Here is a 12,664-nt window from a genome sequence, read left to right on the forward strand (position 1 = left end):
TTAGTGCGAACAGACCTATTCCTGTCCACAGGCGCTTACGTGGTGTGAACCACGCTCGGAAGTTTTCCAGTGTTTCCCCCATCATCACCTATCGCCCCGAGCCATAGTAGAAACCCTCTGCAGTAAGCGCCACAGATGCGTGGTAGATCACCTCATTGCTTTTTCTCGTTGCATAGAGATTGCAGAGAAGCCGCCCGGGGCCTTCAGGAGGAATCGGAGAGATTGAATTTTTGTTGCTTTGATCCAGATTCAAGGGCGCGCGACTGAGCTGGCCCGACCGAACGGCGGCGACTATGACATGATCCAGATCGCCCTTTTGAGGTTTTACCTCCCGCATCCGCACAGTATTCCTTATCCACCCCTTCAACCTTGCCAATGCCCCGGACACTTCAAGCACACACAGCCTATCAAGCTCAGCCTCCAGGCTCCTGCCACTGCCTGCAGCCTTCCACTTTAAAAAATTTCCCTCTCGAATCGACTTGGGCTTGGCGTAATAGTTGTAAGCTTCCATACCAGGCGGGGGCCCGTCAGCGGCAAAGTTATAGGACATTTGCTTGCTAAAAATATCTCTGAATATCAAGGGATGATTTTTTTCGGTGTATTCCCTGACGTAGGACTCCGTGTACCATCGTTTGGCGACGAACACCCTGTTTTTGTCGTCGCCCGCAAGGGCTGGCTGGAATATGGCCGAACAGAGACCGACAACCGCAAACGCTCTAAATGCCATCTGAACTCCCTTCAACACACTCACCCTTTTCCGATAGAGGACCTTACGCATACTACTGCGGCAGGCCGCCTGCTATGGCGCTTGCGCAGCGTCTCAATAGAGCTGAATCTCTAACCTGACCCATTCCAGCGTGGATAAAATACCATCATCGCGCCAGTATTCCGCTATTTAATACATTCCTTGTCACGGGGTCTTTAGAGTATGGCGACGTCTTGCTGATACGGGGCCACGCGCGTCGAACGCGAGCTCGCTGTCACACGTATTGCTTAAGCCATTACCACTGGCCTGCCTCAGTGGAGAAAGTGATCCTTGACGTATTGCACCGTCTTGTCCAACGTGCGCGCCATATCGGGATGTCTTAACTGATACTTGCGCTCCAGTTGCTCGCTATCACTCATGTCGAAGCGCTGCGTCTGGATAAAGTCCAATGACTCGGCACTGATCGCAAACCGTGCTTCCAGCCCGGGAATCGCCAAAAGCCACCTGAGCAACCTTATCGGTACATGCCGGCGTGGCGCCTTGACCTCCAGCGTTTTTGCGATCTGCTCAAGCATCCCCTGCAGGCCCGATGTGTGTTCATGGAGCGCCAGCGCCTGGCGGTTGGCCATCGAGGGGTCGAACGCCACACAGGTCATCATCGCCACCAGGTAGTCAACGCTGACTAATGGCAGCCAGTGCCGGGGGGAGCCGGGGACCGCTTTGAACCGACCTTGTGCCAGATTTCGAACGAGTGCGACCAGAGGCTGCCCTTCCAGGATGTGACCGCTCTCGCTGTGGCCGCACACCGTAGCAGGATGAACGATCGTGTAGTCCGCGCCCGCATCCTGCATATAACGGATGACTGCAAAATGTGACTCGATCTTGCTGCCTTCGTAGCCACCTACCCGGCCGTAGACTGTGGGCCAATTTGTGTTCTCAGGGCACTCTTTATCAACACCGACACTGGCAAGGTGATCAAGGTTCTGCAGCATGAAGCCGCCCACCATCAGCAATCGGATGCGCTGGCTCGCCGCAAGCTTGGCGACCCTCAGCGCCCCAAGCACATTGACTGCCTGGGCGCGCTCCATTGACAGCCCCCAGGAAAACTCCGCGGCGAGGTGGAAGATCACAGAGGCCGAAGACACGCACTGCTTGTCCGCTTCGCTGATCCCGAGCCCCTCTCTGCTGATATCGCCCTCAACGGCATGGATATACGCAGGATTACCGCCCAGTTGACCTACCTGTTTTCTGAGACGCTCAATATTGCCAGGGGTGCGCATAAGCACCCAGGCCTTGTACCCGGCAGCAGTAAGACGGGCCAGTAGATGTTGCCCCACAAATCCACTGCCGCCTGTGACGAAGCATTCCACACTCATGCCTGATTCCTTGTCTGGATAATGGGTGCAGGCTAAGGTGTAGAGCACGCTCTACAGTCAAGGGGTTTTTAGTGTGAACGTTGGAGAATTAGAGCGCCGCAGTGGCGTCGGTCGGCATACATTGCGCTATTACGAACAGCTCGGGCTTATCGTGGCACAACGGCAAGCCAACAATTACCGCAGTTACAGCGATCAGACGGTTGTTGACCTGGCCTTTATTCAGAGCGCTCAGAGTGGCGGTTTTTCCCTCGCTGAGATTGGAGAAATTCTTGCAGCCAAGCGAGGTAACAAGATCGATTGCGCGCAAGGCGCAGCCTTGGTCGCCAGCAAGATGACCGAAATTCAAGCGAAGATCGCCACGCTTCAAGCCGCGTATGTCTTTCTGAACGCAGAGCATGCGAAGCTTGAAGCCAGTGCCATTGCCAACGGTCTGGTTACTCCCGGCTTAGCTGTCCATCTGCATGCCTCTACGCCATAACCTCCGGCAAGGCCATTCGCTCAGCTCGTCCAGCCACGCCGATGGCAGGCTTAACATTTGACCGTCCAGAGCTGATCGATCCGCGTCGTATAGGATTGGCTCATCATCTCCCTCCTCATCCCCCAGTCCGGGGATGCCGGCACGCTGGCGGCTCGCATCGTCCCCCTCCCCCAGCGCCCGTTGATGTCATCCATCACCTGCATCAGTCGATCACATGCCACTGACTGTTTGAGCGCAAACAAGTCCTCTGAAAAATCACCTGGTTGCCGCAGGTCCATCAGCAGGACTTCTGCCTTGCTGTAGCGAAATCCTGGCCTGAAGATTCGCCCGACCGCATCGGTGGCCAGTCGGGTCATCAGCAGCGTGTCGCAGGTGGGGTATGGCAGCTCCACCAACGCGCCCTGTGCGTGGTGCGCCTCATCCGGGTTGAACATGCCGGTGCGAATGCTCACACGCATGCGCTTGCACACTGAGCCTTGGGCGCGGAGTTTTTCCGTTGCTCGGCCGACGTAAGTGGCCACTGCCTGCTTGATGGGCGCCAGCTCTGTCAGCCGCTTGCCGAACATCCGGCTGCAGCAGATTTCCTGCTTCGGGGGGTCGGGGTCGTCCAGTTCCAGGCACGGCGTGCCTGCGAGCTCGCGGGCAGTCTTCTCCATCACCACACTGAATTTCTGCCGCAGCGTCCAGGCATCAGCCTTGGCCAGATCCATTGCCGTGTGAATGCCCATCGCCTCGAGGTGGGCGGTCATCCGCCGCCCGATGCCCCATACCTCTTTAACTTCGGTGTTGCGCAGCACCCAATCGCGCTTGAACGGATCGGTAATGTCGACCACACCCCCGGTCTGCGCCTGCAGGCACTTCGCCGTATGATTGGCCAGCTTGGCGAGCGTCTTTGTGCCGGCGATACCGACACCCACGGGGATACCGGTGCACTGGAAGATCCTGGACCGCATCTTGCGTCCGAACTGGGTCAGGTTTTCCTGTACTCCGGACAGATCAGCGAAGCACTCGTCGATGCTGTAGATCTCAGTGGCCGGCACCATCGAATCGATCAGGGTCATGACCCGCTCGCTCATGTCGCCGTACAACGCATAGTTGCTGCTGAAAGCCTTGATGCCGTGCCGACGCAGCTTGTCCTTCACTTGAAAGTACGGCTCGCCCATCTTCACGAAGGGCTTCGCGTCGTATGACCTGGCGATCACGCAGCCGTCGTTGTTGCTCAACACGACGATCGGGGTTTTGGCCAGGTCGGGCCGAAACACGCGCTCGCAGCTCGCGTAGAACGAGTTGCAGTCGATCAGCGCGAATACCTGGTCACTGCGCATGGTCGCGAACGCTGTAACGCACAACGCCCCAGACAACGAGCTCGTCGCCTTCCATGATGTACCGTGCCGGGTAGGCGGGATTTTCAGATTTCAGGATTACCACGCCATCGCGACGATGCAGACGCTTGCAAACGGGCTCGCTGTTGACTGCAGCGATGACAATGTCCCCATGCTCCGCCTCACGACCGCGGTCGACGATGACGATGTCACCCGAGTAGATCCCTGCCCCTTGCATGCTGTCGCCCTCCACTTTCACCAGATACACATGAGGTGCGCGAAGGTCGAATAGCTCATCAAGGGAAATATGGCCTTCCAGATGGTCCGCGGCAGGCGAAGGGAAACCAGCCGGAACGTGAAACGAATACAGCGGAAGCAGTTCGGTTCCGCCGGTTGGCGTACCCAAAAATATGATGGTCATGGTGGCAGGTCCGATGCGAACTGTATGTATATACAGTAAATCTGGCATCGGCTGCCCGGTCAATCCTGACCGGTAAAAATTCTGACGGACGAGAGGTGAGGTATGTGCGCTCCCAGCATCCACTCAGCAACAGCACTGATAACGTGGCGCCGTGCCGTCAGCCAGCGCTTCCCCGTTCAACGATAAAGCCTGCTCGCTGAAGGTGGCGCCTACCGGGAAAGCTGGGGGGCTAGTCTAGACTGGACATGAGAAACCACCACGGAGCCAGCAAATGGACCCGTTAACCTCTGATCAGTCGAAACCTCATGAAACTCCTGAAGACGCCGACCATCTCAGGTTTCATCGCGCCCATGAGCATATGCACCATCCCTTTGGTAATGATGCATTTGCCCGCAGAGCCGAAGCTTTCGCCCGTTTCTTTGGCACACCGTTGTTCTTAGGGTCTCAATCAGTAGTGGTTCTTATTTGGATGGGTATCAGCTTATCGGGGCTGTCAGCGTTCGACCCTTACCCTTTCATTCTATTGAACCTAGCGTTTAGTCTGCAGGCGGCCTATGCGGCCCCTCTAATTCTTCTTGCCCAAACTCGCCAAGCCGACCGTGACAAAGCTACCTCTGAAGCAGACGCACGACATCGAGAGGCAATTGCCATGGCCAATCAACGACGGCAGCGGGACGCAGAGATTCACAGCCAGCAGATACTGCAGTTATTGGAGCAAAATACACAGCTCACGGAAGTAACAAAGCAAATGAGTGAAAGAATCGAGATGCTCACTTCGCAGATGCACTCACACTTGCTTACCTCATCAGAGAAAGCGTCTACATCCAGCAACTAAGCAACCCGACCATCGAAGACGTCTTCTTGCCGCTGATGATCGGCGAGAGAGCGCCGCCAGGTGGCCGGAAGAAGTGGCCAGAGTGCGCGAGTGGGAGCGGCTGGTTAGCGACCGTCTTCGCCACAGTGACCGATCCCACCGTCAGGTCTGATGACAAGGCAAACGCAGGCCGCTTTAGATGAATGCCGGCTGGTCTGACAGCAGTCCGCCCATGAGGAACCCGGTGCCCGTGGGTATGAGCGTGACCGCGGCAGATTGCGAATCTTCGACGCATGGCTTCCAAGTCAGCTAACCCCGAAAGCCCTTTCGTGTTCCAACCGAGCAAAGGTGGGCTGTGGATCAACGAACCAAGTGTTACAATCCGCCAATTCAAATCGGCGCTGAAGGCGCTGAACATCCGTGAACGCCGTCAGTACGACACCCGCCGCACCTACGCAACCATGTGCCTGATGTCTGGGATGAACCCCGTGTTCATCGCGAGCCAGCTTGGCCACAGCGTCGAGATGTTGCTCTCTACCTACGCGAAATGGATCAGCTCCTCCTCGGACTGGAGGGAGCTGGAGAAGCTGCCGCCCCGAGTCGAATTGGCCCAAAACTGGCCCAAGACTGACGACAGGGCCTAAATACACCTCTGGAACCCCCGCAGGACAAGCACTTGATTTCTACCGCTAACATCACCATGCAGTTCGGCTCCAAGCCGCTGTTCGAAAACGTTTCCGTAAAATTCAACAACGGCAACCGTTACGGCCTGATCGGCGCTAACGGTTGCGGCAAGTCGACCTTCATGAAGATCCTCGGCGGCGACCTGGAGCCGTCCGGTGGCCAGGTCATGCTTGAGCCGAACACCCGCCTGGGCAAGCTGCGCCAGGACCAGTTCGCCTATGAAGAATTCACCGTGATCGACACCGTGATCATGGGCCACGGCCAGCTGTGGAAAGTCAAGGCCGAGCGCGACCGTATCTACTCGCTGCCGGAAATGACCGAGGAAGACGGCATGGCCGTCGCCGAGCTGGAAACCGAATTCGCCGAAATGGACGGCTACACCGCCGAATCCCGCGCCGGTGAACTGCTGCTCGGCCTGGGTATCCCCCTGGAGCAACACTTCGGCCCGATGAGCGAAGTGGCGCCAGGCTGGAAGCTGCGTGTGCTGCTGGCCCAGGCATTGTTCTCGGACCCGGACGTGCTGCTGCTCGACGAACCGACCAACCACCTGGATATCAACACCATCCGCTGGCTGGAAACGATCCTCACGGCGCGTAACAGCACCATGATCATCATTTCCCACGACCGCCACTTCCTCAACAGCGTCTGCACCCACATGGCCGACCTGGACTACGGCGAGCTGCGCCTGTTCCCGGGCAACTATGACGAGTACATGACTGCGGCTACCCAGTCGCGCGAGCAATTGCTGTCGGACAACGCCAAGAAAAAGGCACAGATCGCAGAGCTGCAGACCTTCGTCAGCCGCTTCTCGGCCAACGCCTCCAAGGCCAAGCAGGCGACTTCGCGCGCCAAGCAGATCGACAAGATCCAGCTGGCCGAGGTCAAGCCTTCCAGCCGTGTCAGCCCGTTCATCCGCTTCGAGCAGACCAAAAAGCTGCACCGTCAGGCGGTAGTGGTCGAGAAGATGGCGAAAGCCTTCGACGACAAGGTGCTGTTCAAGAACTTCGACATTACCGTCGAAGCGGGCGAGCGCGTTGCGATCATCGGCCCCAACGGTATTGGCAAGACTACCCTGCTGCGTACCTTGGTCGGCGAAATGACCCCGGATGCCGGATCGGTGAAATGGACCGACAGCGCCGAAGTGGGCTACTACGCCCAGGACCACGCTCACGACTTTGAAGACGACCTGAGCCTGTTCGACTGGATGGGCCAGTGGACCTCCGGCGAGCAGGTGATTCGCGGCACCCTGGGGCGCATGCTGTTCTCCAACGACGAGATCCTCAAGTCGGTGAAGGTGATTTCCGGTGGTGAGCAAGGCCGCATGCTGTTCGGCAAGCTGATCCTGCAAAAGCCTAACGTGCTGGTGATGGACGAGCCTACCAACCACCTGGACATGGAATCGATCGAGGCGCTGAACCTGGCGCTGGAAAACTACCCGGGCACCCTGCTGTTCGTCAGCCACGACCGCGAGTTCGTGTCGTCGCTGGCCACCCGCATCATCGAGCTGTCGCCCGATGGCGTGGTGGACTTCAGCGGCACCTACGACGATTACCTGCGCAGCCAGGGCGTACTGGTCTGATTGATGGGTAAGGCCTGGCCATTGTGTATGGCTGGGCCTCTTCGCGGGCTTGCCCGCGAAGATCCCACCGCCAGCCCTACAGCTGACGCAACCCGACGAATAATTCGTTAGCCTGCTTTCATTTCCTTCATGTAACAGCCATCATGGAACCACGCCCAACCGCCCGCCCGCGAAAGAGCCCATGACCGCGCAACAACCTGCCCCCGCCAGCAACACGCTGCACATCACTCAGCAGATCCTGTCGATCGTTTTCTACACCTTCATTGCCTTCCTCTGCATCGGCCTGCCGATTGCGGTGCTACCCAGCTACGTGCACGACCAACTGGGCTTTGGTGCAGTGATCGCCGGGGTAACCATTGGCCTGCAATACCTGGCCACCCTGCTCAGCCGCCCGTTTGCCGGGCGCGTTGCAGATACCCTCGGGGGCAAGCAAGCCATCCGTTTCGGCCTGATGGGAATTGCCGGCTGCGGGGTATTGACCCTGTTATCGGCCTGGACCCTGACGCTGCCCCTGCTGAGCCTGGCGCTGCTGCTTGTGGGCCGTTTGCTGCTCGGCATCGCCCAGGGGCTGATCGGTGTGGCCACCTTGAGCTGGGGCATCAGCCAGGTCGGCCCCGAACACACCGCCCGGGTGATCTCATGGAACGGCATCGCCTCCTACGGCGCGATTGCGATCGGCGCGCCCCTGGGAGTGTTGGCCGTGGATGGGCTGCATTTCAGCGTGCTGGGGCCAGCTTTGCTGGTGCTGGCAACCCTTGCCATGCTGGTGTTGCGCAAGCGTCCCGACGTGGTGGTGGTACGCGGCGAACGCCTGCCGTTCTGGTCGGCGTTTGCCCGGGTCGCGCCATGCGGCCTTGGCCTGACCCTGGCCTCGATCGGCTATGGCACCCTGACCACCTTCGTCACCTTGTACTATCTGGAGCGCGGCTGGGGTGGCGCAGCCTGGTGTTTGAGTGCGTTTGGTGTGTGCTTCATCATTTCGCGGCTGCTGTTCGTCAACGCGGTCAACCGGTTTGGTGGTTACAACGTGGCGGTCGCCTGCATGGCCACTGAAGTGCTCGGCCTGAGCCTGCTGTGGCTCGCGCCTTCGCCGGCCTGGGCTCTGGTTGGCGCAGGGCTTACCGGGTTCGGGCTGTCGCTGGTGTACCCGGCGCTGGGCGTCGAGGCAATCCGGCAGGTCCCCAGCAGCAGCCGCGGCGCGGGGCTGGGGGCCTATGCGGTGTTCTTCGATATGGCCTTGGCTATCGCCGGCCCGGTGATGGGCGCAGTAGCCGTGCACCTGGGCTATGCCTCGATCTTCTGCGTGGCTGCCCTGCTCGCCCTGGCCGGGGTGGGCCTAACGCTCTTGCTGTCGCGGCACGCTCGCCGCAGCTGACCGCTCGGCCAGTTGCGGCGTGCCCAGCGCCTGGCTGAAGAACGCCGCCGTTTCACGCTCTAGCGAATGATGGATATGGCGGCGGTCCACGCCCTCGGCATCTTTGCACAGCGCCGGCATCCGCGCATACTGCTCGGCGTCGCAGTGGGCCATGAACACAAAGTGGCCGGCGCCGGCCAACAGGCGGTAATCGGGGGTGACCGGTAGCTTGCGGGCCAGAGCCTCGGCGTTGCGGTCCACCGCCACCAGTTGGTCGCTATCGCCGCTATAGATCAGGGCTGGCACCTGAACCCCGGCCAAGGCATGGCGCCCGAACAGCAGGCTCAGCGGCGCCATCAGCATCACCGCCCCTACCCGCGGGTCGGCCTGCGGCGCCAGTTCGCTGCGGTCGGCAATCAATATGCCGTGGGTCTTGCAGGCGTCGGCGTCGTTCGGGCGCTCCAGGCAGTACTGGCGCAGGCGGTCCAGGTCCGGGCGCGCACCGGAAAGGATCAACGCGGTTTCGCCACCAGCCGAATAACCGATCACGCCCACCTTGCCTTCGTCCAGATAAGGCCCGACCAATGCATCATCGCGGGCGGCGGTGATTGCGGCGCTGACTTGCAGCGGCCGACCATACAGGTTGCTCAGGGTGCCCAGACGACTGTGGTCGCGGGCGTTGTCCCCCGGGTGCACTACCGCCACCACCACGAAGCCTCGCCGCGCCAACGCGGTTGCCAGGTAGTGCAGCGCCAATGGGCTGCCGGTATTGCCGTGGGACAGGACCAGTAACGGGAATCGGCCCGTGGCGACGGGTGCCTCCTCAGCCACCTCGACTGGATAGCCGTCTATACGGCTACTACGGGGTATACCAATAGCGGGGTAGAACGCCAGTGCTTGCATCGGCCGGCTATCGACCGGGTCGGCCAAGGTCATAGGGTGCAGGCCGACAACCCGTGGCGCAGCCTCGGCATGGGCCAGCAGGCCGCCGAGCAGGACCAGCGCCAACAGGCAGCGAGGGATAGTCATCGGCCAGCGGTTCCTTGCAGGGCGAAGAGATAGCCCAGCATAGAGCCGGCCTGGCTGGCGCCGGATGAAAACTGGATGAAACCATCGTCATGCAAGTTGCGCGCGCACCCTATGCATTTGCGCATGGCGTCGAACCCGTGGCATAGATACAGGTCCACGTCTTTACGTGACCGTTTCGCGCCAATGAAGGAGATTCATGCATGAGCAAGCCCGCCTATGTACCCCCCAAGGTCTGGCGCAACGAGGCAGCCTCCGGCGGCCAGTTCGCCAGCATCAACCGCCCGGTTGCCGGCCCGACGCACGACAAGGACCTGCCGCTGGGCAAGCACCCGCTGCAGCTGTATTCCCTGGCAACACCCAATGGCGTCAAGGTCACCATTGCCCTTGAAGAGCTGCTTGCCTTGGGCCATACCGCAGCCGAGTACGATGCCTGGTTGATCCGCATTGGTGAGGGCGACCAGTTTTCCAGCGGCTTCGTCCAGGTCAACCCCAATTCCAAGATCCCTGCCCTGCTCGACCGCAGCGTCGAACCAGCTGTGCGCGTATTTGAATCGGGTTCGATCCTGCTGTACCTGGCAGACAAGTTCGGCGCACTGCTGCCAAAATCGCCCGCTACACGCACAGAGAGCCTGAATTGGCTGTTCTGGCAGATGGGCGCGGCGCCTTACCTGGGCGGTGGCTTCGGTCACTTCTACGTGTACGCCCCGGAAAAATTCGAATACGCGATCAACCGCTTCACCATGGAGGCCAAGCGTCAACTGGACGTGCTTGACCGCCGCCTGGCCGAGAGCCGTTACCTGGGCGGTGATGAGTACAGCATTGCCGATATTGCCGTGTGGCCGTGGTATGGCCAGCTGGTGCGCGGCAACCTGTATGACGCGGCAGAATTCCTGGCGGTGGATGAGTATCCCAACGTACAGCGCTGGGCCGCGGAAATTGCCCTGCGCCCGGCGGTGCAGCGCGGAACTCGGGTAAACCGGACGTGGGGGGATGAGGCCAGCCAGGTGCCCGAGCGGCATACGGCGCAGGACCTGGATTGAGGGTTGGCCGGGGTCGCTGGGCGACCCCGACAATGCCCGCTTGCATAAAACCATTTGCCCCCGCGCAAACCTGCGTCCGCCAAGCCCTTCTTGTACACTCCTCGCACTAGCCCCCACCTGCACAAATTTTTTGGTGAACGCATGATCGAGGTAACCGAGGTTTCCATTGCCGAGCTGCGCGACGCGCTCGAGTCGGGCCGCACGACGGCGGTCGAGCTGGTCAAGGCTTACCTGGCGCGTATCGACGCCTATGATGGCGCCGACACCGCCACCGCCCTGAATGCTGTCGTGGTACGCAACCCGGAGGCGCTCAAAGAAGCCGAGGCCTCCGACGCCCGCCGCGCCCAAGGCCAGGTTCTGAGCCCGCTGGATGGCATCCCCTACACCGCCAAGGACAGCTACCTGGTCAAAGGCCTGACCGCCGCTTCCGGCAGCCCTGCGTTCAAGGACCTGGTAGCCCAACGCGACGCCTTCACCATCGAGCGTCTGCGCGCCGCCGGTGCCGTGTGCCTGGGCAAGACCAACATGCCGCCCATGGCCAACGGTGGCATGCAGCGCGGCGTGTATGGCCGCGCCGAAAGCCCGTATAACGCCAACTTCCTGACTGCGCCCTTCGCCTCGGGGTCGTCCAACGGTGCCGGCACCGCCACCGCCGCCAGTTTCAGCGCCTTCGGCCTGGCCGAGGAAACCTGGTCCAGCGGCCGTGGCCCGGCGTCCAACAATGGCTTGTGCGCCTACACCCCATCGCGCGGCGTGATTTCGGTGCGCGGCAACTGGCCGCTGACCCCGACCATGGACGTGGTGGTGCCTTACGCCCGCACCATGGCCGACCTGCTGGAAATCCTCGACGTGGTGGTCGCCGATGACGCTGACAAGCGCGGCGACCTGTGGCGCCTGCAGCCCTGGGTGCCGATCCCGGCGGCATCGACTGTGCGCCCTGCCTCTTACCTGGACCTGGCAGTGGATGCCAGCGCACTCAAGGGCAAACGCTTTGGCGTACCGCGCATGTACATCAATGCCGATGCCGAAGCAGGCACCTCCGAAAAACCAGGCATCGGTGGCCCGACCGGCCAACGCATCAACACCCGCGCTACTGTAATCGACTTGTGGCAACAGGCACGCCAGGCCCTGGAAGCGGCTGGTGCCGAAGTGCTGGAAGTGGACTTTCCGCTGGTGTCCAACTGCGAGGGCGACCGCCCGGGCGCACCGACCGTTTACAACCGCGGCATCGTCAGCAAGGAGTTCCTGCATGACGAGCTGTGGGAGCTGTCGGGCTGGGCGTTCGACGACTTCCTGCAAGCCAACGGCGACCCCAAGCTCAACCGCTTGGCCGATGTCGATGGCCCACAGATATTCCCGCACGACCCGGGCACTCTGCCCAACCGCGAGGACGACCTGGCTGCGGGCATGGACGAGTACGTCAACATGGCCAAGCGCGGGCTGAAGACCTGGGACCAGATCGAGACCGTGCCCGATGGCCTGCGCGGCCTGGAGCACACCCGCAAACTGGACCTGGAAGACTGGATGGACAACCTGGGCCTGGATGCGGTGCTGTTCCCGACCGTGGCCGATGTAGGCCCGGCCGATGCCGACGTCAACCCGGCATCGGCGGACATCGCCTGGAGCAACGGTATCTGGGTGGCCAACGGCAACCTGGCGATCCGTCACCTGGGTGTACCGACCGTCACCGTGCCAATGGGCGTGATGGCCGACATCGGCATGCCGGTGGGGCTGACCTTTGCCGGGCGTGCCTATAGCGACAATGCGCTGTTGAGCTTTGGTGCCGCCTTCGAGGCGACCGGCTCGCGCCGGATGATCCCGCCGCGCACCCCGGCTCTGGGCTGACTTTTACAAGGGCCGC

General features: G+C 60.8%; 12 protein-coding genes. 7 read left to right on the forward strand and 5 right to left on the reverse strand.

What is annotated here, in order from left to right; all coding sequences use genetic code 11:
* Window positions 1–88: 88 nt before the first annotated feature.
* Window positions 89–778 (reverse strand): hypothetical protein, encoded by a 690-nt coding sequence (locus tag WF331_RS18290; RefSeq protein ID WP_041167750.1) that lies wholly within the window; start codon window positions 776–778, stop codon window positions 89–91.
* A gap of 239 nt (window positions 779–1,017) precedes the next feature.
* A complete protein-coding gene (locus tag WF331_RS18295) occupies window positions 1,018–2,082 on the reverse strand; it encodes an SDR family oxidoreductase (RefSeq protein WP_340623184.1) in 1,065 nt (354 codons plus the stop codon).
* Between the two features lie 73 nt (window positions 2,083–2,155).
* Between WF331_RS18295 and WF331_RS18300 the strand changes: the two genes are divergently transcribed.
* On the forward strand, window positions 2,156–2,560 hold the full coding sequence (locus WF331_RS18300; RefSeq protein WP_016499936.1) for a MerR family transcriptional regulator: 405 nt from the start codon (window positions 2,156–2,158) through the stop codon (window positions 2,558–2,560).
* A 50-nt stretch (window positions 2,561–2,610) separates the two neighbouring features.
* Here WF331_RS18300 and WF331_RS18305 read toward each other — a convergent pair whose 3' ends face one another.
* The gene (locus WF331_RS18305; RefSeq protein WP_284399319.1) at window positions 2,611–3,885 is read right to left on the reverse strand and encodes a Y-family DNA polymerase; all 1,275 of its coding nucleotides are present in this window, start codon (window positions 3,883–3,885) and stop codon (window positions 2,611–2,613) included.
* Entirely contained in the window at window positions 3,875–4,303 is a 429-nt protein-coding gene (locus WF331_RS18310) for a LexA family protein (RefSeq protein WP_340623185.1), read from the reverse strand. The genes WF331_RS18305 and WF331_RS18310 overlap by 11 nt, the downstream gene beginning before the upstream one ends.
* Window positions 4,304–4,574: 271 nt before the next feature.
* Between WF331_RS18310 and WF331_RS18315 the strand changes: the two genes are divergently transcribed.
* The 4 genes from WF331_RS18315 (at window position 4,575) to WF331_RS18330 (ending at window position 8,755) form a co-directional block, all read left to right on the forward strand.
* Window positions 4,575–5,138, forward strand: a complete 564-nt coding sequence (locus WF331_RS18315) for a DUF1003 domain-containing protein (protein ID WP_016499939.1) — start codon at window positions 4,575–4,577, stop codon at window positions 5,136–5,138.
* 272 nt (window positions 5,139–5,410) lie between these two features.
* Complete coding sequence (locus WF331_RS18320; protein WP_016499940.1) at window positions 5,411–5,761, forward strand: integrase; 351 nt, start codon at window positions 5,411–5,413, stop codon at window positions 5,759–5,761.
* Window positions 5,762–5,793: 32 nt separating this feature from the next.
* Entirely contained in the window at window positions 5,794–7,380 is a 1,587-nt protein-coding gene (locus tag WF331_RS18325; protein ID WP_012272468.1) for an ABC-F family ATPase, read from the forward strand.
* A gap of 181 nt (window positions 7,381–7,561) precedes the next feature.
* Entirely contained in the window at window positions 7,562–8,755 is a 1,194-nt protein-coding gene (locus WF331_RS18330) for an MFS transporter (protein ID WP_340623186.1), read from the forward strand.
* On the opposite strand, the gene WF331_RS18335 is transcribed toward WF331_RS18330, so the two are convergent.
* The gene (locus WF331_RS18335) at window positions 8,717–9,763 is read right to left on the reverse strand and encodes an alpha/beta hydrolase family protein (RefSeq protein WP_340623187.1); all 1,047 of its coding nucleotides are present in this window, start codon (window positions 9,761–9,763) and stop codon (window positions 8,717–8,719) included. The genes WF331_RS18330 and WF331_RS18335 overlap by 39 nt on opposite strands.
* 200 nt (window positions 9,764–9,963) lie before the next feature.
* Here WF331_RS18335 and yghU point away from each other — a divergent pair, with 200 nt between their 5' ends.
* Window positions 9,964–10,803, forward strand: a complete 840-nt coding sequence (gene yghU, locus WF331_RS18340; RefSeq protein WP_016499943.1) for a glutathione-dependent disulfide-bond oxidoreductase — start codon at window positions 9,964–9,966, stop codon at window positions 10,801–10,803.
* A 141-nt stretch (window positions 10,804–10,944) separates the two neighbouring features.
* Window positions 10,945–12,648, forward strand: coding sequence for an amidase (locus WF331_RS18345; protein WP_049275129.1), 1,704 nt, complete (start codon window positions 10,945–10,947; stop codon window positions 12,646–12,648).
* The last annotated feature ends 16 nt before the right edge of the window (window positions 12,649–12,664 follow it).

Origin of the sequence: Pseudomonas sp. YNh, assembly GCF_037993085.1 — a bacterium.
Classification (GTDB): domain Bacteria; phylum Pseudomonadota; class Gammaproteobacteria; order Pseudomonadales; family Pseudomonadaceae; genus Aquipseudomonas; species Aquipseudomonas putida.